General features: G+C 66.1%; 24 protein-coding genes. 7 read left to right on the forward strand and 17 right to left on the reverse strand.

Annotated features, from left to right (window positions below; genetic code table 11):
* Positions 1–136: 136 nt before the first annotated feature.
* On the reverse strand, positions 137–865 hold the full coding sequence (locus AC6LKD_RS15015) for a glutathione peroxidase (RefSeq protein ID WP_013394039.1): 729 nt from the start codon (positions 863–865) through the stop codon (positions 137–139).
* A 176-nt stretch (positions 866–1,041) separates the two neighbouring features.
* Positions 1,042–1,242 (reverse strand): heavy-metal-associated domain-containing protein, encoded by a 201-nt coding sequence (locus AC6LKD_RS15020; protein ID WP_013394040.1) that lies wholly within the window; start codon positions 1,240–1,242, stop codon positions 1,042–1,044.
* Between the two features lie 124 nt (positions 1,243–1,366).
* Here AC6LKD_RS15020 and cueR point away from each other — a divergent pair, with 124 nt between their 5' ends.
* A complete protein-coding gene (gene cueR, locus AC6LKD_RS15025) occupies positions 1,367–1,759 on the forward strand; it encodes a Cu(I)-responsive transcriptional regulator (RefSeq protein WP_498116656.1) in 393 nt (130 codons plus the stop codon).
* Positions 1,760–1,780: 21 nt separating this feature from the next.
* On the opposite strand, the gene rlmD is transcribed toward cueR, so the two are convergent.
* The 9 genes from rlmD to surE all read right to left on the reverse strand — a co-directional run bounded on the left by rlmD (position 1,781) and on the right by surE (position 10,856).
* Entirely contained in the window at positions 1,781–3,274 is a 1,494-nt protein-coding gene (gene rlmD, locus AC6LKD_RS15030; protein ID WP_498116657.1) for a 23S rRNA (uracil(1939)-C(5))-methyltransferase RlmD, read from the reverse strand.
* Positions 3,275–3,376: 102 nt separating this feature from the next.
* A complete protein-coding gene (locus AC6LKD_RS15035; protein ID WP_498116658.1) occupies positions 3,377–4,561 on the reverse strand; it encodes an MFS transporter in 1,185 nt (394 codons plus the stop codon).
* A 119-nt stretch (positions 4,562–4,680) separates the two neighbouring features.
* Positions 4,681–5,601 (reverse strand): LysR substrate-binding domain-containing protein, encoded by a 921-nt coding sequence (locus tag AC6LKD_RS15040; RefSeq protein ID WP_207465180.1) that lies wholly within the window; start codon positions 5,599–5,601, stop codon positions 4,681–4,683.
* A gap of 145 nt (positions 5,602–5,746) precedes the next feature.
* A complete protein-coding gene (locus AC6LKD_RS15045; RefSeq protein ID WP_492275257.1) occupies positions 5,747–6,499 on the reverse strand; it encodes a TorF family putative porin in 753 nt (250 codons plus the stop codon).
* A 354-nt stretch (positions 6,500–6,853) separates the two neighbouring features.
* Positions 6,854–7,459, reverse strand: a complete 606-nt coding sequence (locus tag AC6LKD_RS15050; RefSeq protein ID WP_207465184.1) for a hypothetical protein — start codon at positions 7,457–7,459, stop codon at positions 6,854–6,856.
* A 181-nt stretch (positions 7,460–7,640) separates the two neighbouring features.
* Positions 7,641–8,420, reverse strand: coding sequence for a 3'-5' exonuclease (locus AC6LKD_RS15055; RefSeq protein ID WP_013394047.1), 780 nt, complete (start codon positions 8,418–8,420; stop codon positions 7,641–7,643).
* Complete coding sequence (locus tag AC6LKD_RS15060) at positions 8,417–9,271, reverse strand: peptidoglycan DD-metalloendopeptidase family protein (protein WP_013394048.1); 855 nt, start codon at positions 9,269–9,271, stop codon at positions 8,417–8,419. Before AC6LKD_RS15060 ends, AC6LKD_RS15055 begins: the two co-directional genes overlap by 4 nt.
* Positions 9,272–9,288: 17 nt before the next feature.
* Entirely contained in the window at positions 9,289–10,113 is an 825-nt protein-coding gene (locus AC6LKD_RS15065; protein ID WP_013394049.1) for a protein-L-isoaspartate(D-aspartate) O-methyltransferase, read from the reverse strand.
* Entirely contained in the window at positions 10,098–10,856 is a 759-nt protein-coding gene (gene surE, locus AC6LKD_RS15070; RefSeq protein WP_013394050.1) for a 5'/3'-nucleotidase SurE, read from the reverse strand. Before surE ends, AC6LKD_RS15065 begins: the two co-directional genes overlap by 16 nt.
* Positions 10,857–11,044: 188 nt before the next feature.
* On the opposite strand from surE, the gene plsY reads away from it, so the two are divergent.
* Entirely contained in the window at positions 11,045–11,686 is a 642-nt protein-coding gene (gene plsY / locus AC6LKD_RS15075; RefSeq protein WP_013394051.1) for a glycerol-3-phosphate 1-O-acyltransferase PlsY, read from the forward strand.
* A 47-nt stretch (positions 11,687–11,733) separates the two neighbouring features.
* Here the strand turns inward: plsY and tsaD are convergent, their stop codons facing one another.
* Positions 11,734–12,765, reverse strand: a complete 1,032-nt coding sequence (gene tsaD / locus AC6LKD_RS15080) for a tRNA (adenosine(37)-N6)-threonylcarbamoyltransferase complex transferase subunit TsaD (protein ID WP_498116659.1) — start codon at positions 12,763–12,765, stop codon at positions 11,734–11,736.
* Positions 12,766–12,875: 110 nt separating this feature from the next.
* Between tsaD and AC6LKD_RS15085 the strand changes: the two genes are divergently transcribed.
* The 3 genes from AC6LKD_RS15085 (at position 12,876) to AC6LKD_RS15095 (ending at position 15,935) form a co-directional block, all read left to right on the forward strand.
* Positions 12,876–14,168, forward strand: a complete 1,293-nt coding sequence (locus AC6LKD_RS15085; RefSeq protein ID WP_013394053.1) for an NCS2 family permease — start codon at positions 12,876–12,878, stop codon at positions 14,166–14,168.
* Between the two features lie 208 nt (positions 14,169–14,376).
* On the forward strand, positions 14,377–15,393 hold the full coding sequence (locus AC6LKD_RS15090) for an LLM class flavin-dependent oxidoreductase (RefSeq protein ID WP_013394054.1): 1,017 nt from the start codon (positions 14,377–14,379) through the stop codon (positions 15,391–15,393).
* Positions 15,394–15,560: 167 nt separating this feature from the next.
* Complete coding sequence (locus AC6LKD_RS15095; RefSeq protein ID WP_013394055.1) at positions 15,561–15,935, forward strand: thioredoxin family protein; 375 nt, start codon at positions 15,561–15,563, stop codon at positions 15,933–15,935.
* A gap of 76 nt (positions 15,936–16,011) precedes the next feature.
* Here the strand turns inward: AC6LKD_RS15095 and AC6LKD_RS15100 are convergent, their stop codons facing one another.
* The 5 genes from AC6LKD_RS15100 to AC6LKD_RS15120 form a co-directional block, all read right to left on the reverse strand.
* The gene (locus AC6LKD_RS15100) at positions 16,012–16,599 is read right to left on the reverse strand and encodes an IMPACT family protein (protein ID WP_492275261.1); all 588 of its coding nucleotides are present in this window, start codon (positions 16,597–16,599) and stop codon (positions 16,012–16,014) included.
* A gap of 99 nt (positions 16,600–16,698) precedes the next feature.
* Positions 16,699–17,505 carry a transporter substrate-binding domain-containing protein gene (locus AC6LKD_RS15105; RefSeq protein ID WP_013394057.1) on the reverse strand — a complete coding sequence of 269 codons (807 nt, stop codon included), beginning with the start codon at positions 17,503–17,505 and terminating at the stop codon, positions 16,699–16,701.
* Positions 17,506–17,523: 18 nt separating this feature from the next.
* Positions 17,524–18,297 (reverse strand): ABC transporter permease, encoded by a 774-nt coding sequence (locus AC6LKD_RS15110; RefSeq protein WP_013394058.1) that lies wholly within the window; start codon positions 18,295–18,297, stop codon positions 17,524–17,526.
* Positions 18,294–19,292, reverse strand: coding sequence for an ABC transporter substrate-binding protein (locus AC6LKD_RS15115; RefSeq protein WP_013394059.1), 999 nt, complete (start codon positions 19,290–19,292; stop codon positions 18,294–18,296). Before AC6LKD_RS15115 ends, AC6LKD_RS15110 begins: the two co-directional genes overlap by 4 nt.
* A 71-nt stretch (positions 19,293–19,363) precedes the next feature.
* A complete protein-coding gene (locus AC6LKD_RS15120) occupies positions 19,364–20,134 on the reverse strand; it encodes an ABC transporter ATP-binding protein (protein WP_498116660.1) in 771 nt (256 codons plus the stop codon).
* 254 nt (positions 20,135–20,388) lie between these two features.
* On the opposite strand from AC6LKD_RS15120, the gene AC6LKD_RS15125 reads away from it, so the two are divergent.
* The gene (locus tag AC6LKD_RS15125) at positions 20,389–21,630 is read left to right on the forward strand and encodes a CaiB/BaiF CoA transferase family protein (RefSeq protein ID WP_498116661.1); all 1,242 of its coding nucleotides are present in this window, start codon (positions 20,389–20,391) and stop codon (positions 21,628–21,630) included.
* 49 nt (positions 21,631–21,679) lie between these two features.
* Positions 21,680–22,645, forward strand: coding sequence for a Bug family tripartite tricarboxylate transporter substrate binding protein (locus AC6LKD_RS15130; protein WP_013394062.1), 966 nt, complete (start codon positions 21,680–21,682; stop codon positions 22,643–22,645).
* Positions 22,646–22,647: the final 2 nt, after the last annotated feature.

The raw sequence follows: 22,647 nt of genomic DNA on the forward strand, positions 1-22,647 counted from the left end.
CCCACAGCGCCCGCGAGGGGCCGTGCGCAAAGGTGCGTAAAAAGGGAAACTCGTGAAGGTGGCGGCGGGCGGCGAACCGCCCTTCCGCCCTGCGCGGCCCCAGGACGAACCCAGGAGCCGGCAGGTTTGCAGACGCTTAGGCGAAGTGCGCCTTGAGCTCTTCCAGGCCGCCGATCAGCGAACCGTTGATGAACACCTGCGGGGCGGTGCCCTTGCCGGACACGGCGCCGATCACACGGCCGCGGACCTTGTTTTCCAGCGGGATCTCGATCGGAGCGTAGCCCTTGGCATCGAGCAGCGCCTTGGCTTCCACGCAGAACGGGCAGCCCGGCTTGGAGAACACGACCACCTGGTCGGGCTTCTTGGCCGACGGGGCGAAGTGAGCCAGCATGGTGTCGGCGTCCGACACTTCAAAAGGGTCGCCTTCCTTTTCCGGCTCGATGAACATCTTCTGGACCACGCCGTCCTTGACCAGCATGGAATAGCGCCAGCTGCGCTTGCCGAAGCCCAGGTCGCTCTTGTCGACCAGCATGCCCATGCCTTCGGTGAAGGCGCCGTTGCCGTCGGGCAGCAGCGTGATGTTGGCCGATTCCTGGTCCTTGGCCCATTCGTTCATGACGAAGGTGTCATTGACCGACACGCAGACGATGCTGTCCACGCCGGCGGCGAAAAACGCGGGGGCCAGTTCGTTGTAGCGCGGCAGGTGGGTCGACGAGCAGGTCGGCGTGAAAGCGCCGGGCAGCGAAAAGACCACGACGGTCTTGTTCTTGAACAGGTCGTCGGACGTGACCTTCTTCCAGGTGTTGTCCTCACGGACCGGGAACGTTACGTTCGGAACACGTTGGCCTTCGCGGTTTTGCAGCATTCAAATCTCTCCTTGGGGTAGCGGGGTTGTTTGATTAACCACCATGGAAAGAATGATAAATCCTTACTATCAATTATTCAAATTTAATAAATTCAATAGATCGATAGGTTTTAGCAATGAAGAAATAATTGATGCGAGGCCAGATCTATCATAGCCCGGCCTCGCACCTGGGGAGATTACACCGCCACGGGCGCGTAGCCGGCGTCACGGATCGCGTCTTCGATCTTGTCGGCGTCATCGGCTCCGGTCACGGTCACGCGGTGCGTGGGCAGGTCGATCGCGACAGTCGCGCCCGGCGCCGCCTGGGCCACTGCGGCCGTGATGGTCTTGGCGCAATGGCCGCAGGTCATGTCAGCCACTTGGAACTCGATGCTCATAGTTATCTCCATAGGATTCAAGGGTGATGGACATCATTTCGTCCACCATGGAAAGCAGCTTAAACCTTCCTATGATAGCAAGGTCAAGCGTAGAATCGGAGTCAGGCTACACAGGAGCACAGCAATGAATATCGGCGAAGCATCCAAGAGTTCCGGCATTTCCGCCAAGATGATCCGCTACTACGAAAGCATCGGCCTCATCAGCCCGGCCGGACGCACGGATTCCGGCTACCGCGTGTATAGCGACCACGATCTGCATACGCTGCACTTCGTGCGCCGCGCGCGCGACCTGGGCTTCTCGGTGGAACAGATGAATGAGCTGCTGGCCCTGTGGAAGGACCGCAGCCGCGCCAGCGCCGACGTGAAACGTATCGCGCTGGAGCACGTGCAGGAACTCGAGCGCAAGGCCGAGGCGCTGCGCGACATGGCGGCCACCTTGAAGCATCTGGCCGAGCACTGCCAGGGCAACGACAGGCCGGACTGCCCCATCCTCGAAGGCCTGAGCTGCAAGCACTGAAGCGGCCCAGGCCCCGCGCGATCAGTCCTGGGCCTGCGCCTCGGCCGCTACCTTGGCGTGGTACGCCTCGGTCGCGGCTTGCTTGGCGGCCGCCTTCTCGGCGGCGGCCGCGGCCTTCGCCTCTTCCGCGGCAGCCGCTTCCGCCGCGGCCTGGATGGCGCGCTGGCGCGCCCGTTCCCGCACTATCGCGATGCCTTCGGCGTCCAAAGACTCGAACACCGCGATGGACTCCACGTGGCCCGTGTGCGGGAACATGTTGATCACGCCCGCGCTCTTCAGTACATAACCGCCTTCATGCACCATGATGGCCGCATCTCGCGCCAGCGTGGCCGGGTTACAGGACACGTAGACGATGCGCACGGGACGCTCGTGCGCCTCCAGCAGCGACAATGCCTGCGCCACCGCGTGCGCGCCTTCGCGCGGCGGATCGATCAGCATGCGGTCGAAGTAGCCCAGCCCGCGCAGCCAGTCCACGTCCACCTCGAACAGATTCAGGGTGGCGAAGCTGGTGCGATCGCCCAGGCCGTGGCGCGATGCCGCATCGAACGCGCGGTCGGTCAGCGCCTTGCTGCCTTCCACGCCGACCGCTTCCTTGCCCTGCGTCGCCAGCGGCAGCGTGAAGTTGCCCAGGCCGCAGAACAGATCGGCCACGCGGTCGGTAGTCTGCACTTCCAGCAGCTTCAGGGCGCGCGACACCATGGCGCGGTTGATGGCGTGGTTGACCTGCGTGAAATCGGTGGGCCGGTACGGCATGCGCAGGCCGAATTCCGGCATGGTGTAGGCCAGGGTTTCGCCATGCTCGCGCTCCAGCGGATGCACGGTTTCCGGACCCTTGGACTGCAGCCACCACTGCACGTTGTGCTTGGCGGCAAAGGCGCGCAGGATGGCGATGTCGCCGTCGGTCAGCGGCAACAGATGGCGCAGGACCAGGGCGGTCACGCCCTCGCCCAGCGACACTTCGATCTGCGGCATGCGGTCCGGCGCCGACATGGAGCCGATCATTTCGCGCAAGGGGATCAGCAAGTCGCTGACGTGGCGCGGCAGCACATGGCATTCACGCATGTCAGCCACGTAGCTGCTCTTGCGTTCGTGGAAGCCGACCAGCACTCCGCCCTTCTTCGGCACCACGCGCACCGACAGGCGGGCGCGGTAGCGGTAGCCCCAGGTCGGGCCTTGCAGCGGCGCCAGGATGCGCGCCGGGCGCAGCTTGCCGACGTGCCAGAAGGTGTCTTCCAGCGAACGCTGCTTGATGGCCACCTGCGTGCTGGGCTCCAGGTGCTGCATGGCACAGCCGCCACAGACGCCGAAATGCGGGCAGCGCGGCGCCACCCGCTGCGACGAAGGCCGCAGCACCTCGTCCACGCGCGCAATCTCGTAGGACGGCTTGCGGCGCAACGTGACCGTAGTAACCCGTTCGCCCGGCAAGGCGCCTTCCACGAAGACCACCTTCCCGTCGCGGCGGGCGATACCCCTGGCTTCCAGGTCCAGGGATTCAATACTCAAAACGTCAGACATCTCACGCAGTCCAGAAGAATTACACGCAACCCGCTATTGTAGAAGGACTGCGGCCAATCCTGGAAATGGAAGTAGCGGGGCCGGAACGCACCGCTGTCGGCCCTAGCCCCTTGACTGTCGGGCGATGCCCCGGGCCTGCGTGCGCGCCCGCTGCAAGCGCAGCGCGGCCATGGCCGCCACGGCGGCAACGGCTCCCACAAGCGGCAGCCACGCCAGGCCGGCATGGACGATGGTCAGGCTGCCTAGCCCGCCGCCCGCCGCGGTTCCAAGATTGAAGGAAGCGATGTTCAGGCCGGCCGCTACCGCCGTGGACTCGGGCACATGGCGCTGCGCCAGCTTCAGCAGCCGGAGCGTCAGCAAGGTGACGATGCAGAAGAACACCATGCCCAGCGCGCCGGCCAGCACCACCACCGCCAGCCCGGAACCCCGCAACAGATATAGTCCCAGCAGGTTGACGGTCAACCCCGCGAGCGCATACAGCGCGGCGCGATCCCCGTCCATCGCGTCAGCCAGATAGCCGCCCAACAGATTGCCAGCAATCGAGCACAGGCCGAACAGCAGCATAGCCGCGCTGAGCCACCGCACATCCGCCCGCGTGACCTGTAGCAGATAGGGAGAGATGAAGGTGAAGAAACTGAACGTCGCCACACTGACCAAGGCGCCCACTCCGGCCGTCGCCAGCATGCGCGGATGCGCCAGCGCCTTCAAGCCAGCCCGCACGCCCGCCTGCGGCTTGCCCGGCCCGCGCACCGGCATGAAGCGCAGCAGGCCGATGACGCCGGCCAGCGCCAACGCGCCCACACCAGCGAAAATGGCACGCCACGACCAGATGCTGCCCAGGAATGTGCCTAACGGCACCCCCAGCGCCAAAGCCAACGTCAGGCCGATCCACACCACCGACAGCGCCCGCCCGGCCCGCGGGGCCGGCACCAGCCTTGCGGCCGCATCCGACGCCACCGCCATGAACACCCCGTGCGCCAGTCCCACCAGAAAACGCACGCCCAGCAAGACCGGCAAAGTGGGCGACAGGCTCATCAGCACGCTGCCCGCGGCCAGCACGGCCATGGCTAGCGCCAGGATGCGGCGGTCCGTCCAGGGCGCGAGCAGCGCGGTCACCAGCGGTGCGCCTATGGCTGCCCCCAAGGCGTAGACCGCGATTGAGGCGCCCGCCGCCTCGATGCTGGCACCAAGGCTTGCGGCCATGGCCGATATCAGGCCGGCCGCGACAAATTCGGAAAGGCCGAATGCAAAAGTGCATACGGAAAAGACGTAGACGGCGACAGGCATGACGATCCCGGACTCAAATGGAAAGGTCCGGCGCAAACCGCGAGGCGCTGTGAGGCGCTCGGCCGGATCCTGGGACTGAGCTTAGGGATCTGTCGCGGGTTCGTAAAATATCTTATTTATTAAAAAATAAGACTTTCAACGTCTGAAAAGGCCTGCTGCATGGTGCAGACCAGACGGTCGCGGGCGGGCGACGCCCGCTCCGGATTCCAGGCCATCAACAGGTCCAGATGCGTCAGCGCCATGGGCGCGTCGCTCTCGATGGCGCGAAAGACGACGTCGTCGCGCCGTTGCGCGGCCAGCGATCCTGGCAGCAGAGCGATACCGAAACCCGCGGCCACCAGTGCAATCAGTGTCTGCAGTTGACGCGCCTCCTGCGCCACCATGGGCCGGAAGCCCGCGGTCTGGCATAGCTGGATCAGCTGGTCGTGCAGGCCCTGCCCCAAGCTTCTGGGTGACGCGACAAACGCTTCATCCTTGAGTTTGGCGAGTTCGATCGAAGGCTGGTAGGCCAGGGGATGACCTGCCGGGAGGGCCACGCAGAGGGGTTCGCGCAGCAGGGCTTGAAAGCGCAGATCCGGCGTGCTGCCGCCCGGCGTGCGCAGGAATCCGATATCCGCAGTCCCGTTCTCCAGGGCCTCGACCTGCTCTCGCGTCGTGCCTTCGCGCAGGGTGAACGCCACTGCGGGGCACGTCAGCCGGAAATCGCGCAAGGCCCGCAGCAACGAGGCATAGGGCGCGATGTTGATGAAGGTCATCGTCAAATGCCCGTCCATGCCCTGCGCCACCCGCCGGGTACGCGCCACGCCTTCATCCAGCCCGTCCAGGATGCGCCGGGCCGTCTCGAGGAACGCCGCGCCTGCGGGCGTCAGCGCGACGCTGCGGTTGGTGCGCTCGAACAGCGTTGCGCCTATCTCGGCCTCCAGCCGCCGGATGGCCTGGCTCAGCGGCGGCTGCGCCATGTGCAGTCGCTGTGCGGCGCGGTTGAAGTGCAGGGTTTCGGCCACCGCGATGAATTGCCGCAATAGGCGTGTTTCTATCATTGGAACGCCTGAGGTTCTGATTCGATTCCCACAGTGTATTTTTTATCTTGTCCGGCAAAAAAAAGGCTTGCCGTAGACAGCGCGCCAACAGCTGTCCCACGGCAAGCCCAACGCCGGCGCTGTCAGGCGCCGCCACGGATAAAGGTCAGAAGGAACGCGCCACCGAGAACACCGCGCCCAGGCGGCCCGAAGGATGGCCGTATTTCGTGGGCAGCCAGTTGTCCTTGGTCGCACCCACGGCGGCCAGGCCCAGGATCCAGCCCTTCAGGTCCTTGGTCACGCCGACCTTGTAGTCGACGTAATGGCCGATGGAGTCGCCGTCCATATTGGTCTGGTTCTTGAGCTTCTGGTAGCCCAGGTGGCCGACCAGGCCCCAGCCGTCGCCCAGGTCGAAATTGGCCGTGCCGTCCAGGTACCAGGTGCCCTTGCTGTCGGGCGTGCTGAAGAAGTCGCTGGGCGTGTAGGAGTACTTGAGGCTGTAGTTGCCGTAGGACGCGCCCAGGTAGAGGTCGGTGTTGTTGTAGTTGCCGCCCTTCGGCGAACTGGAGCCCGGGTAGTAGTAGTGCAGCACGCCCGCGTCCAGCGTGAAGCCGCCACCTACGTCGCCCTTCCAGCCGCCATAGAAATCCATCTCCAGGTTGCCGTCGGTGAAGACGAAGTCGGAGACGTTGGAGTTCCAGTTGCCTAGATAGAAACCGGAACTGTGCGTCAGGTCGAAGCCCAGTTGCACGGCGGGCCGAAAGTCGGTCTGCGAGTAGCCGCGGAAACGGTAGTCGCTGACGATGGCGGCGTTGCCGCTGAGCGAGAATCCGCCGCCCAGATCGGTGGGTTCGGCCTGCGCCGTCGCGGCGAAACAAGCGGCGAGCGCCAAGGGCGCGGCTAGCAACGTCTTCTTCATGATGCGGAGTCCTGGTCGGTTTTATCGAGTGGGAGATGGCTGTCGCGCATCCACAGGGCCGGCTGTGCAACATTTCGTACCGGTTCCCACTACACCAAGCAATGTCCGTGCCAGGTCCGGCGCAAGCTGATTGCGACGCGCATGCGCCGCGGCGCCGCCTGCCGCGCACCAGGACAGTGCAGACGCAGGTCTGTGCGCAGGCATTCATGCGTCAAAACGGGGAGTCCTCGCCCGCATGGTCCGGCGCCGCTGGCGGGCATGCCACCGGCAGTGTCCGCAAATGAAAAACCCCGGCACGCGACTGCGTGTCCGGGGTAGTACGACCGGGCCGGCCAGGAAGGCCGGCTGCGACGTTTAGTTGGCGGCGGGCTTGGCCGGCGCGGCGGCCGCGGGCGCTTCAGCCCTGCCCTTGCCATGGCGCCCTTCCATGCGGGCGTGGCGCTCCTGCATGCGATCCTGGCGCTCCTTGACGAACTTGGTCACCTGACCGCGTTGTGTGTCGTTCAGGCTGTCCCAGACGGCCAGCCACTGGTCGCGCACCTGCTTGGCCTGGGGACCGAAGGCTTCACGCGATTTTTCGGACTGTTCGACCAGTGCGCGGGGATCCAGCTTGCCGCTGTCCAGTTGCGCCTTCAACAGGTCGTGGCGCTTGCCGCCGGAGGCGCGCATGGCTTCGTGCAGGCTGCGTTGGCCGTCCTGGGCGGTCTTGAACAAGGCCTGCTGCTTGTCGTCCAGCTTCAGCTCGGCGACCTGCGCCTTGGTCACGGGACCCAGGCCGGGAACGAAGAGGCCGTCGCGCATGCCTTTGTGGAAGCCGCCGCGCTGGCCATCGTGCATGGCGGCGGGACCGCCGTCAGCGGGAGGAGGAGGCGCAGCCATGGCGGAGCCGGCCACCATGCCGCCCGTCGCGGCGACAAATGCAAGAGCGGCCAAATTGGAGCGGATAGCGAATCGGGACATGTAGGTCTCCTGAAAGTGAAGAAAGCGAGGCCATTGTGCGGTTGCCCCGGTTTCATCCAGGTTTCGTCCAAGCAAGCAATGTTTCAGTCGATTGCGCCGGCGCCAGGCGCAAGAACGGGGCCGCGCGGGCCCCGTTTCTTCCTTGCTTCCCGACAGACGGATCTTGAGGCCGCCCAGGCGTTCAGTTGGCGTCCCAGGCCGCCATGTATTCCTTCCAGTGCGGCGCGTCGCTGGCGCTAAGGGTGTCGCGCACCAGCGCGATTTCCGCTTCGTAGGAAGTGCGGTCGAGTTCGCCGCGCAGGAAACGGAATCGGCAATACACCAGCCAGGTGTTGACCACGTCCGTTTCGCAATAGGCCCGTACCTCGTCGGCGCGGCCTTGGCTCCAGGCCTCCCACACCTTGCTGCCATCCATGCCGAGCTTGCCGGGAAAGCCGCAAAGCTTGGCCAGCTCGTCCAGCGGCGCATTGGCGCGGCCGTTGTACTTGGCCAGCAGGTCCATCAGGTCCAGATGGCGGGAGTGGTAGCGCGAGATGTAGTTGTTGAACTTGAAATCGCGGTCTTCCTCGCCCATGTCCCAGTAGCGCGGCGCGGGCACACCCTGGATCAGGCTGCGGTAATGCAGCACCGGCAGGTCGAAGCCGGAACCGTTCCAGCTCACCAGCTTGGGCGTGTAGCGTTCGATGGTCTTGAAGAAGCCCGCCAGCAAGGCGGCTTCGGGATCGTCGGGCTGGCCCAGCGTCTTGACGCGAAAGCCCTGGTCGTCGCGGAACACGCAGCCCACCACCGCCACCTTGTGCAGATGCAACGGCAGGAAATCATGGCCCACGGCCTCGCGCCGCGCAGTCAGCGCGCGCTCGACCACTTCCTGGTCAGGAACCTCGGGTCCCCAGCCATTGAGCTTGCGCAGCCCATCGGCATCGGGGATGGTTTCCAGGTCGAATACCAGGGTGGGCGTCATTTGGCAGGCAGGTACTGCATGGGGTCCACCGGCTGGCCTTGGCGGCGGATCTCGAAATGCAGGCGCGGCGAGGTGGTGTCGCTCTGGCCGAGTTCGGCGATCTTGGCGCCGCGCTTGACCGTCTGGCCTGTCTTCACCAGCACCGCGCGGTTATGCGCGTAAGCGGTGATGAAGCCGTTCTGGTGTTCGACGATGATCAGGTTGCCCAGGCCGCGCACGCCGTTGCCGCTGTACTTGACCAGGCCGTCCGCCGCGGCGGTGATGGGATCGCCCAAGGCGCCGGCGATGTCGATGCCCTTGCTGCTGTTGTTGAAGCCCTGCACGATCTGACCGCTGGCGGGCCAGGCCCAATTGATGACGGCCGCATCGGCCGCGCGCGTGGCGGGCTTGGTTTCGACCGGCGCCGTGGGCGGCGGGGTGGTGGTCTCGGTAGTGGGCGGCGGCAGGGTTTCCGGCTGGTCCAGCGGACGCGGCTGCGGCTTGGTGCCTGCGACCGGCGCGGTCTGCGCCCCGCCGCTGGCGCCGCCGGACATCTTCAGGACCTGGCCGACCGAGATCTGGTTGGGGTCGCTGAGGTTATTCCAGCGCTTGACGTTCTCGATGTCCACATTGTTGGCGCGGGCGATCTTGTACAGCGTGTCGCCCGGCTTCACTACATAGCTGCCGCCGGGTTGGGTCGCCGGCGCGGGTTGCCCGCCGGTCATGTCGACCACCGGGGCGCGAGTACCTTTCGAAGCGCAGCCCGCCAGAATGGACAGGCTGAGAGCCCCCGCGATGAAGAGCGGGCGGCGCAGGCGCGTCATGGACGCGCCCAGGGTGATATCGGTCAGTTGCAACTGCCCGTTGAGCATACGTTTCTCCTGTTTGCTCAAGATTGTATTCCGGCCCGTAGCGGCACAAAGCGCACGGCCTCTAATTCGGTGCGTTTCCAGCTGGCCGCGCCTGTGCGTTCGATGAGAACCAGGCGCTGGTTGGCGCCCCCTTCAGGAGCGATCAGGCGGCCACCCGGCGCGAGCTGAGACAGCAGCGCCTGCGGGATGGCAAGGCCAGCGGCAGCCACAACGATAGCATCGAACGGCGCCACGCCGGGCAGGCCCAGCATGCCGTCGCCGTAGATCAAACGGATCCTCGTGGTGAGCCGCAAGGCGCGCAGATGCTCGCGCGCCAACTCATACAGTCCGCGGATGCGTTCGATGGTGTGGACCTCGCGCACGAACTGCGCGAGCACCGCTGCCTGGTAGCCGCAACCCGCGCCGACTTCCAGCACACGGGTGGGCGTGCGGTCGTCGCAGGCAGCGGCGATCATGCGCGCCACCACCCAGGGTTGCGAAATGGTTTGCGAATGGCCGATGGGCAGCGCCGCGTCTTCGTAGGCGCGGCTGGCCAGCGCCTCGTCGACGAACAGATGGCGCGGCACGGCGCCCATGGCGTTGAGCACGCGTTCGTCGGTAATGCCCTGCGCCCGCAGGCGTTCCACCATGGCCTGGCGCAGGCGGTCGGAGTTCAGGCCCAGGTTGCTGCCGGACGCCGGCGTCGGCGCCTGCGTCTGGCGTTGCAGCGTGGCCGCGGAAATGCGCGTATTGCTGTTGGCGGGCGTGACGCCAGGACTGAGCCGGCCCGAGTCGTAGCGCACCGGGCCGGTGCGCCCGGACACGGGCTGGCTCACATCCGGTTGGCTTACGCGTTTGCGCATAGCGGCTCCGCCCAGGTCCGGATCTCGTCGAGCTGGCTGTGCTGGGTCAGGTCCAGGCGCAGCGGCGTGACTGACACGGTGCCCTGCTCGACGGCATGGAAGTCCGTGCCCGGCGTGGCGTCGGCCGCCATGCCCACGGGCCCGATCCAGTAGACGGTATCGCCATACGGCGTGGTCGTGCGCACCACCGGCTGCGAGGGATGGCGCTTGCCCAGGCGCGTGACCGCGAAGCCGTGCATGTCTTCGAAGCGGCGGCTGGGAATGTTGACGTTCAGCAGCACCGGCGCGGCCAGCGGTTGGGCAAGGTGGCGCTCGACCACCAGGCGCGCGGCGCGCGCGGCGGAATCGATGTGCGCCCAGCCCTTCTCGGCCAGCGAGAACGCGATGGCGGGAATGCCGAACAGATAGCCTTCGCTGGCGGCGGCCACGGTGCCCGAATAGAGGGTGTCGTCGCCCATGTTGGCGCCGTTGTTGATGCCGGACACGACCAGGTCGGGCCGGGTATCCATAAGACCGGTGAGGGCCACGTGCACGCAGTCTGACGGGGTGCCGTTGACGGCGATGTAGCCGTTGGAGGCGGTGCGCACCGACAGCGGCCGGTTCAGCGTCAGCGAATTGGACGCGCCGCTATGGTTGGTCTCGGGCGCGACGACGGTGAGATCGCCCAGGCCCTGCAGCGCGTCAACCAGCGCCTCGAGCCCGGGGGCGGAGTAACCATCATCGTTCGAAACCAGAATTCGCATTGTGCATCCGAAAGAAAATAAAACGCGGGTGAACGCGTCGGATTGTACCGTCCGCGGCCGCCATCCGTGCGATCTGCTGGCAGACGGGCGCCAGCATCCCGCTCGATAACCCGTAGCCGGGCCCGGCCCCGGGCGCGGTAGAATCCGCAGCCATTACGGTAACAACACAACAACAACGGACCCCTTTCATGGCGATAAACGACCCCTCTCTGGTCTTCAGCGCTGCGCTCATTCTGCTGGCCTACTTGATCGGCTCCGTGCCGTTCGCCGTGGTCGTCAGCAAGCTCATGGGCCTGCAGGACCCCCGCAGCTACGGCTCCAAGAACCCGGGCGCCACCAACGTGCTGCGCACCGGGAACAAGACCGCCGCCGCGCTGACGCTGCTGGGCGACGCCGCCAAGGGATGGTTCGCGATCTGGCTGGCCGAAAAACTGGCGCCCGGGATCTCCCCGATCGCGCTGGCGCTGGTGGCGCTGGCCGCCTTCCTGGGGCATCTGTACCCGATATTCCTGCGCTTCAAGGGTGGCAAGGGCGTGGCCACCGCCCTGGGCGTGCTGGTGGCGATCCAGCCCTGGCTGGCGGTCGCCACCGCCGCCACCTGGCTCATCGTCGCGGTGTTCTTCCGCTATTCGTCGCTGGCATCCCTGGTGGCGGCCTTTTTCGCCCCCGTGTACTACGTGTTCGGCTCGGGCCTGGCCTGGTATGCGCAGCCGCCCATGGGCGTCGCGCTGGCGATCATCGGCGTGCTGTTGTTCTACCGCCACCGCGCCAACATCACGCGCCTGGTGCAAGGCACGGAAAGCCGCATTGGCGGCGGCAAGAAGAAATAAGCAAGACGCGCATGTGACAGGGCGGCCCCAGGGCCGCCCTTTTCATTTCAGGCGATGTCGGCGAGGTCCCAGCGCGGCTTGACGGTGAAGCTGTGCGCATCCGGGTCCAGGGTCGCCAGGCCCGCCTTGACCCGCTCGGCGGCCGCAAAGGCGATCATGGCGCCGTTGTCGGTGCACAGTTCCAGCGGCGGGAAATAGGCGCGCGCCTTGAGCGGCTTGAGCGCGGCGTCCAGCTTGGCGCGCAGCAATTGATTGGCGCCCACGCCGCCGGCCACCACCAGACGCTTCAGGCCGGTCTGTTTCAGGGCTTTGATGGCCTTGGCCGCCAGCACTTCCACGATGGCGGCCTGCGTGGCCGCGGCCAGGTCGGCGCGCGCCTGTTCGTCCAGCCCGCCGGCCGCCTCGGCAGCCTTGACCCGGGTCAGCACGGCCGTTTTCAGGCCACTGAAGCTGAAGTCCAGGTCGCCGCTGTGCAGCATGGGCCGCGGCAGGTCGAAACGCGCGGTGTCCCCGCTGGCGGCCAGCCTGGACAGCGCCGGCCCGCCCGGATAGCCCAGCCCCATCAGCTTGGCCGACTTGTCGAAAGCCTCGCCCGCCGCATCGTCCAGCGTTTCGCCCAGCAATTCGTAGCGGCCCACGCCGTCCACCCGCATCAGCTGCGTATGTCCGCCGGAAACCAGCAGCGCCACGAAGGAAAATTCCGGCCGCGGGTCCGCCAGCATCGGCGACAGCAGGTGGCCTTCGAGGTGATGGATGCCAATGGCGGGCAGATGGCGCGACCAGGCGAATGACTGCGCAACGCTGGCGCCCACCAGCAAGGCGCCCGCCAGGCCCGGCCCTGCCGTATAGGCGACCGCGCCGATATCGGACATCTGCAGGCCGGCTTCTTCCAGGACCTGCCGCGTCAGCGGCACGACCCGGCGGATATGGTCGCGCGAGGCGAGTTCCGGCACCACGCCCCCGTATTCCTGGTGCATGGCGATCTGGGTATGCAGCGCGTGCGCCAGCAGACCGCGTTCGGTACAGACGGCTGCGACACCGGTTTCGTCGCAGGAGCTTTCAAAGCCGAGAATAATCATGGCGGCAGAGTTTACAACTGATGCGAAAATACGCCCGTTTATGAAAAACCGGCGGGCAACCCGGCCCGCCTACAACAACCCGCAATCCTGCAAATACATTGGGGACTCGAATGCTCGAGAAGCTATTCAAGCTGCGTGAACACGGCACGACAGCGCGCACGGAACTGGTCGCCGGCCTGACGACTTTCCTGACGATGTCGTACATCATCTTCGTCAATCCGGACATCCTGTCGTCAACGGGCATGGACCGCGATGCCGTGTTCGTCGCCACCTGCCTGGCCGCCGCGCTGGGCTCGCTGGTGATGGCGCTGATCGCCAACTGGCCGATCGGCATGGCGCCGGGCATGGGCCTGAACGCCTTCTTCGCATTCACCGTGGTCAAGACCATGGGCTATACCTGGGAGCAGGCGCTGGGCGCCGTGTTCATCTCGGGCGTGATCTTCCTGTTCCTGACGTTCTCGGGCATCCGGGTCTGGCTGGTCAAGGGCATACCGCATTCGCTGCGCAGCGCCATCGCCGCGGGCATCGGGCTGTTCCTTGCCATTATCGCGCTATCCAGCGCCAACATCGTGGTCGCGCACCCGGCCACCAAGGTCACGCTGGGCGACCTGACCCAGCCCGGACCGCTGTTCGCCATCCTGGGCTTTTTCATCATCGCCGCGCTGGACGCCCTGCGCGTGCGCGGCGCCATCCTGATCGGCATCATCGTGGTCACGCTGCTGTCGATGCTGCTGGGCTACAACGAGTTCAAGGGCATCTTCGCCGCACCACCCAGCCTGGCGCCCACGCTCATGAAGCTGGACATCCTGGGCGCGCTGCACAGCGGCTTCGTGCATGTGATCCTGGTGTTCGTGCTGGTTGAAGTGTTCGATGCCACCGGCACGCTGGTGGGCGTGGCCAAGCGCGCCGGCCTGGTGCCCGAGAACCGCCCCAACCGCCTGGGCCGCGCCTTGTTTGCCGACAGCACTGCCATTGTCGCAGGCTCGATGCTGGGCACCAGCAGCACCACTGCCTACGTGGAAAGCGCCTCCGGCGTGCAGGCCGGCGGCCGTACCGGCCTGACCGCGCTGGTCGTGGCGCTGCTGTTCCTGGCTGCCTTGTTCATTTCGCCCTTGGCCGGCGCCGTGCCTGCCTACGCCACCGCGCCCGCCCTGCTCTACGTGGCCGGCCTGATGATGCGCGAGCTGATCGACATCGACTGGAACGACGTCTGCGAAGCCACGCCGGCCGCGCTGACCGCGCTGGTCATGCCGTTCACGTACTCGATCGCCAACGGCATCGCGTTCGGCTTCATCAGCTACGTGGTGCTGAAGACCGCCACCGGCAAGATCCGCGACGTGCATCCCGCCACCTGGTTGGTCGCGGCGCTGTTCGTGATCCGCTACGCCTTCTTCCCAGGCTAGGCGCGGACGTAAGACCATCGGACAGAGCGGCTCAATCGCAGGGATAGCGCAATTCAATCAACCCGCCGCACCATAAGGTTGCTGGCGGGTCCGCTTGATTTCACCGATACACTCCCCATGTATAACGGCATATGGAGTCCGCCTTGCGCCTTACCCGCTTTGTTCCCGCCCTGTTGTCCTGTTCCGCCTCGAGCACGGAGGTGTCCGCATGAGCAGCCTGGCCCGCATCCCTTTTTCCGTACTGGACCTGGCCCCGATTGTGCAGGGCCGCGACGCGGCTGACGCTTTCCGCAACACCGTCGCGGTCGCGCAGCACGTGGAACGCCTGGGCTACAAACGTTTCTGGCTGGCTGAACACCACAACATCAACGGCGTGGCCAGCAGCGCCACGGCCGTGCTGATCGGCCACGTGGCTTCGCACACCAATACGCTGCGCGTGGGTTCGGGCGGCGTCATGCTGCCCAACCACGCGCCGCTGATCATCGCCGAGCAGTTCGGCACCCTGGAAACGCTCTACCCCGGCCGCATCGATCTGGGCCTGGGCCGCGCGCCCGGCAGCGACGGCGCCACGCAGCACGCGCTGCGCCGCGGCCCGCGCAGCGGACTGGAGTTTCCGGCGCTGGTGGAAGAATTGCGCGGCTTCCTGGCGCCCTCGCGCCCCGGGCAACCGGTGCGCGCGATTCCCGGCGAAGGCCTGGACATTCCGATCTGGCTGCTGGGTTCCAGCGACTTCAGCGCGCGGCTTGCCGCGGAGCTGGGCCTGCCCTTCTCCTTTGCGGGACATTTCTCGCCCGAAGGCATGGCGGCCATGCGCCTCTACCGCCACCTGTTCAAGCCATCGGCAACGCTGGCCCGCCCCTACGCCATGATAGGCGTGCCCGTCGTGGCCGCCGAAACCGATGAGGCCGCCAGGCGCCAGGCCACCACCCAGCAGCTGAAGTTCCTGTCGCTGGTACGCGGCAACCGGCTGCAACTGCAGCCGCCCGTGGACAGCATGGACGGCCTGTGGAACGAATGGGAGCGCGAGGCTGTCCAACAAAGACTGGGCGCCGCCATCGTGGGCGGCCCGGATACCGTCCGGCGCGAACTGGAAGCCCTGGTCGCCGAGACCGAGGCCGACGAAGTCATGATCGTCTCGGATTTCTACGACATCGCAGACCGCCTGCGCTCGTTCGAGATTGTCGCTTCATTGAAAAACGGCGCCGCGGCAAGCACCGCGGCCTGAACGCGGCAGATTGCGCCCCCCGGGCGCCAACCATTGCGATGCGGCAGCCACACGCTCTACTATGACTCAAAGAGCACGGAAAACGCATCGCCTTATCGGGTCCGGGACCGGCACACCCCAGGCCTCCGACACCGCCTTTTGCGCCGCTCACGCGGCAAGGATTCAAAATGAGTATTGTTGAACTCACCAAAGACAGCTTCCAGGAAGCCATCACCCCCGACGGCACCCTGATCGTCGATTTCTGGGCGCCTTGGTGCGGCCCGTGCCGCGGTTTCGCGCCGGTTTTCGAGCAGGCCGCCACCGAGCACCCCGACGTCACGTTTGCCAAGGTCAACACGGACGTGGAGCAGGAACTGGCCGGCGCGCTGGGCATCCGCTCGATCCCGACCCTGATGGTTTTCCGCGAAAAGGTTCTGCTGTTCTCGCAACCGGGCGCCCTATCCGGCGGCCAGCTCAACGAGCTGCTGGCCAAGATCAAGGAAGTGGACATGGAAAAGGTCCACCAGGAAATCGCCGCGGCCCAGAATGGGCAGGACGCTTGAGCGGGCACGGATGATGACGGGTCATGCGCGCTGAATGCCTGGCTTCTTGCCTGGGCTTTCACGCGCGGCATCCGTACTACGATTCCACTTCCCAGGCGGCGCGGCCGCGGGTGATGTTGGCGACCGTCACCTCCAGATCCGCCACCGCCGCGCGCGGCAGCGTGAACCGCAGCGCAACGCCTTCCTCATTGAAATCTTCTTGCAGGATCGTCGCGCCCGCCTGAGCCAGGCGCGACTTCAGCAGCGCCAGTTCGCCGAAGCCACAAGCGCAGGCGACAGTCGCCAGATCCACGATCTCCGTGCGCGCTCCCAACCGCAAACAATTGGCGGCACAGCCGCCGTAGGCGCGCACTAGTCCGCCTGCGCCCAGCTTGATGCCCCCGTACCAGCGCACCACCAGCACCGCCACGCGATCCATGTCCTGGCCTTCGATCGCTTGCAGGATGGGACGTCCTGCCGTGCCGCCGGGCTCGCCGTCGTCATTGAAGCGATATTCCTGGCCGATGCGGTAGGCCCAGCAGTTATGGGTCGCTTCCGGATCGCTGTGCTGGGCAAAGAAGCGCATGGCTTCGTCCACCCCGGACACGGGCGCCGCATACGCGACGAAGCGGCTTTTCTTGATGTCTTCCTGGTAAGTGCAAGGAGCGGTCAGCGTGTGCGTCATGACCGGCATTGTATGTGCTGGCACTGCCGCCCCGCGCCATGCCGAAGGTTCGCAGCGAACGTCTTGCAGCGCCAGGACGCAGCCAATCAGGAGGCCGGCTTAGCCGTGGCAGTCTGGCACTTCCTGGTCCAGGTACACGTCGAAGGCCACGTCGCGCGCCCATTTCGCCGTCATTGCCTTCCAGGCGCCGGCACGGTCCCAGGCACGCATTTCCTGACTCAGCCAGTTGCGGCTGGCGGAGTCGGACGCCGGCAGCAGCCACACGCGTTCGCGCCTGGCGCCATCGGCCGCCAGCGTCGAGGAGAATTTCTTCCATTCCGGGAAGCGCACCAGCGGTTCCCAGACCGCATCGTCCACCAGCCCGATGTCGCAGCTGCCTTCGCGCACGGCGACCAGCGCATCGGACGGCACGCGGTAGGTGCGCACCACGGCGCCCCAGCTCTCGGCCAGGGCGCGGGAAGCGGTTGCGGCCTCGGCCATGCAGACGCTACGGCCGCGCACGTCGGCGGGCCGGCGCAGGCTGGTATCGCTGCGGATCACGGCCTTGGGACGAGCGGCATAGCCCGTGGCTTGCGTCGCGACGGCGTCGGGCTGGGCCGACGCGCCGTCGGTCAGGACTAGATCAACCTGCCCTGCCGCCAGCGCAGCAGCGGCCTGCTCCTGCGGCAATTGCACCAGGCGCACCGGCAGTCCCAAGCTTTGCCCCACTCTGTCGGTCATTGCGGCGTCCAGGCCGTCCGGCGTGCGGATCTTGGCGCCGGCCGCGGGCGGCGGCGCCAGGAAAGGCACTCCCACCACCAGTTCGCCGCGCGCCCGCGCCGCCGCGAAGGCTTCCGGCTGCGCCTGCGCGAGGCCGGACGCAGCCAGGCAGGCGCCAAGGACGAAGAGACGGATGCGGCCGATCATGCGGGACTCCTGTCGCCCTCAGACGTACTGATAGCGCAGCAAGCGATGCTTGAGGTTTTCAAGCACGAACTGGTCGATCAGCGCGGCCAACACGGCGATGACCAGGATGTTGGTCATGACGCCGGTCATGTCGGCGATCTCGCCCGAATAGGCCAGCGAACGGCCCAGGCCCTTGCCGAAGCCGATCAGCATTTCCGCCGAGATCAGCGCGCGCCAGGCATTGCCGAACGCCAGTTGGGCGCCGGTGATCAGTTCCGGCATGACGGCCGGCAGGTAGACCCGCTTGACCAGGCCCCAGCGCGTGGCGCCCATGACGCGCGCCGCCGACACGTGCACGCGCTGCACGGATTCGGTGGCGTTCATCACGCTGAGCGCGGCCGGGAAGAACGCCGACAGCGCCACCACCACGATGATGGGCGTATTGCCAAAGCCCATCACGATCAGGAACAGCGGCACCCAGGCGATCGACGGAATCGACTGCAGGATGACGATGGCGCTGCGCAAGACTTCGCGGAAGAAGAACAGCACCGCCGCCACCAGCCCGAAGCCGATGCCGGCGGCCAGCGCCAGGCCGTAGCCCGCGCCCAGCCTGCCCAGCGTACCCAGCAAGCTCTGGTGGAAGGATTGCTTGCCCAGGTCTTCGAACAGGCGCTCGACGACCGCAGGCACGCCCGGCATCAGGAAGTCCGGCAGCGCAAACGCCGCCAGTTGCCACAGGGCCAGGATGAACAACACGCCCAGAACGCCCGCGAAATGCTTGCGGGCACCGGTGACTCGGGTAGATGCGCTCAAAGCTTGCGAGCCTCTTGCCAGGACAGGTCGACGATGCTGGAGACGTCATACGGCTTGCCGTCGCGCGTCTTCAGCGAACCCTGGGCTTGCAGGATATCGGCGATTTCCTGCATGCGGCGGGTGTCCTTGTCGGTCAGCTTGGGCGTGAAGACCTGCGTGCCGATGGCTTCGGCGATGACGGTCTCGCGCGGCAGTTCGCCACGGGTCAGGGTCTTGAGCGTGGGCTCGGCGATGAAATACGAGGCGATCAGCTTGGAGGCCTGCGCGGGTTCCTTCTGCAGCAGCTGGATGGCCTGGTTCTGCGCGTCCAGCGCCTTCCAGACGTCGTCCTTGCGCTTGGCCAGCGTTTCGCCAGAGGTGATCACCACCATGCAAGGGAACGGCCAGGCCTGGCCCACTTCATAGATCTGCTTGACCGGCGCGATCAGCTGCGCGATGCGGTCGTAGGGTTCGAACAGGAAAGCCGCGTCCACGCGCTTGCCCACCAGCGACTGGACCGCCACCGCCGGGCTCACGCCCATGACGTTGACGTCATCGGCGGACAGGTTGCCCTGCTTGAGCACCACGCCCTTGAGGACCACGTCCGCGGTGCTGCCTTCGGCTTGGGACGCCAGGGTCTTGCCCTTCAACCCCGCGATGTCCTTGATGCCGGAGTCGTCGCGCACGATCAGCGAGTGATAGCCCTGCTGCGCGCCGCCCACGACCTTCAGGTCCGCGCCCTTGGAAGCCCAGGCCACGGCGTTGGTGAAGCCCAGCACGCCGATGTCCAGTTGGCCGCCGACGATGGCCTTGATCAGGTCGGTACCCGACTTGAACTCGATCAGCTCGGAATCCAGCCCGGCCTTCTTGTAGTAGCCGCCCTCTTGCGCGACGATGGCTTGCGCATCGTCCATCACGCGCAGATAGCCCACGCGGAATTTCTCGGCGGCCATGGCGGGGGCCGCCGCCAGCAGCGCCGCGGCCAGCGGCAGGGACAGCCATTGCTTCAATTTCATGGGAAGTGCTCCAGGGTATGCAGGGCTGGCCGGCGCGCGGGCGCCGGCAGCAAGGATTCAGGTCAGGCGTGTCAGGCGGCCAAGGCCAGGTCGGCGTGCTCGCTGGAGCCGTCCACCGCAATGCCGAGCAGGCGCAGGATCTCGCGCTTCTCGGCAGCCAGACCGGACAGGTCATGGGTCTTTTCGCGGTGCGCCAGGTTGAATTCGCGCAGCACGCGAGCCGGGCGCGGGCTGAAGACGATGATGCGGTCGGCCAGGAACAGGGCCTCGTCCACGTCGTGGGTGACGAGCAGCACGGTGGGCTTTTCCTGGGCGATCAGCTGGCGCAGCACGTCTTGCAGGCTGAGCCGGGTCAGCGCGTCCAGCGCGCCGAAAGGCTCGTCCATCAGCATGGTCTGGGGCTGGGCGATGAAGGCCCGCGCCAGCGCTGCGCGCTGGCGCATGCCGCCGGAAACCTGATGCGGGTAATAGTGTTCGAAGCCGGCCAGGCTGACGCGCGCCAACCATTGGCGGGCGGCTTCGCGGGCGCGGGCCTTGGGCGTGTTCTGGAATTCCAGCGCCAGCGCCACGTTGTCTTCCAGCGTCAGCCAGGGGTACAGCGCATGTTCCTGGAACACCAGGGTACGGCTGGGATGGGGGCCTGCGACCGCCTTGCCGTCGGCCAGCACGCTGCCTTCGGTGGGCTTTTCCAGACCGGCCGCCAGATGCAGCAAGGTGGACTTGCCGCAACCCGACGGGCCTACCAGGGCGACCAGTTCGCCGGCCTTGATTTCACTGGTAAAGCCGTCCACCACGGGCAGTTCGCCGAAGTGCTTGTGGACATGGTCGAAGGTCAGGTTCATGGAACGTATCGTCGCGGGCCAAAAAATGAGCCTCCAATCTAACAATTCGTTATATGAATCCAAACTATCAATATTGAATGTCTTAACTTCTTTTCGTAATAAGGATCGAGTCCAACCCCGTCGGGAGCGCTGAGTGTAGAGGGACCCGCAATAGCCAAATCGAATCGATAACGCGCAAAACGATATTGGACCCCTGCCCCCTCCGTCATTAAGGTGAACCCAGACATAACGGGGTCCACCCCGATCGGAGCAACATGGAGCGAGACAACACCGCCGCCGCGCAACCGCGCGGCGCGCTATCCCATTTGAAGATCCTGGACCTGACCCGCGTGCTGGCCGGCCCATGGGCGACGCAGACGCTGGCCGACATGGGCGCGGACGTGATCAAGGTCGAGCGGCCCGAACACGGTGACGACACGCGCGGCTGGGGGCCTCCCTTCCTGACCGGCGCCGACGGCGCCGAAACCCGGGATTCGTCCTACTTCCTCAGCGCCAACCGCGGCAAGCGGTCGATTACCGTGGACCTCGCCACGGCCGAGGGCCAGGCGCTCATTGCGGAACTGGCCAAAGATTCCGACGTGCTGGTCGAGAACTACAAGGTCGGCACGCTGGCGCGCTTCGGGCTGGACTATGAAAGCCTGCGCGCCATCAATCCGCGCCTGATCTATTGCTCGATCACCGGCTTCGGCCAGGACGGCCCCTACGCGCCGCTGCCGGGCTACGACTTCGTGTTCCAGGGCATGGGCGGACTGATGAGCATCACCGGCGATACGGCCGGCGAGCCGATGAAGTCCGGCATTGCGATCACCGACCTGCTGACGGGCGTCTATGCCAGCACAGCCATACTGGCCGCGGTCGAGCACCGCCGCGTCAGCGGCGTGGGGCAATACATCGACATGTCGTTGCTGGACTGCGTGATCACGATCTCGTCTTACCAGGCCATCAATTACTTCCTGTCCGGACGGGTGCCGCAGCGCATGGGCAATGCCCATTCCAACATGGTTCCCTACCAGGTGTTCGCCTGCAAGGAAGGCTCGGTCATCGTCGCTGTCGGCAATGACGGCCAGTACCGCGCATTCTGCGGCGCCATCGGCCGCGCCGACCTGGCCGCCGATGAACGCTACGCCACGGCCGGGCAGCGCAACCGCAACCGCGACACGCTGATCCCGCCGATCGCCGAGGCCATGCGCGCGCGCACCATGCTGGAATGGGTGGAAATACTGCAGGCGGTGAACGTGCCCTGCGGCCCCATCTACAACATCGAGCAAGTCTTCCAGGACCCACACGTGCGCCATCGCGGCATGCAGCTATCGCTGCCCCACGCCGCGGGCGTGGACACGCCGGCCGTGGCCAATCCCATCCGCATGCGCGACACCCCCATGCGCTACGACCGGGCCGCGCCCACCCTGGGCCAGCACACCGACAGTGTGCTGCGCGAACGGCTGGGCCTGGACGACAGCCGCATCGCCGAGCTTAAAACCCGCGGAATCATCTGACCCCAGCCGCCGGACAGGCGGCCATGACAACAACCCAGGAGACACCACCATGCGCATCATTACCGCCGCGGTCTGCGGCGCCCTGACACTGGCGGCCGTCGCGGCCGCGCCCGCGTTGGCCCAGGATGGGCCGGTCCGCTTCATCGTGCCCTATCCGCCTGGCGGCGCCGCCGACCAGATCACGCGCCTGGTGGCGCAGGAAATGAGCAAGGGCGGCGGCGAAACCATCATCGTCGAGAACAAGCCGGGCGCTGCCGGCATGATCGCCGCGGACTACGTCGCCCGCGCCAAGCCTGACGGCAAGACCTTCTTCGTCGGCTCCAACGCGCCGCTGGTCATAAACCAGGCGCTATACGCGAAGATGACCTACAACCCGGCCAAGGACTTCGTGCCGGTCTCGGGGCTGGCCAAGTCGCCGCTCCTGCTGGTGGTGCGGCACGACCTGCCGGCGCGCGACGTGAAGGCGCTGATCGCCCTGGGCAAGCAGTCCCCCGGCAAGCTGACGATGGGTTCGGCCGGCACCGGCAACATCACCTATCTTGCCGGCGAGTACGCCGTCAGCAAGCTGGGCTTCCAGGTCACGCATGTGCCCTACCAGGGCAGCGCGCCCGCCATCGTTGGCCTGATGGGCAGCAGCACCGACATGATGTTCGACGCGCTGCCCTCCAGCATGGCGCAGGCGCAGGCCGGCAAGATCCGCCCCTTCGCCGTGCTCGACGACAAGCGCTTCGCCGGCCTGCCCGACGTGCCCACCGCCGCCGAGCTGGGCTATGCCGGCATGGACGCCAGCGCCTGGTTCGGATTGGTGGCGCCCGCCGACACGCAGCCCGCCGTCGTCCAGAGCATGAACCGCGGCGTGAACCAGGCGCTGCAGCAGCCGGAATTGCAACGCAAGCTCACGCAGATCGGCGCGGTGTCCATGCCGGGCGACGCCCAGGTGTTCGCCGCCTTCGTGCAGGCGGAGCGCGACCGCTGGCTGCCGGTCGCCCGCGACCTGGGCCTGAAGGCCCAGTAAAG

The organism is Achromobacter sp. D7-1, assembly GCF_059760445.1.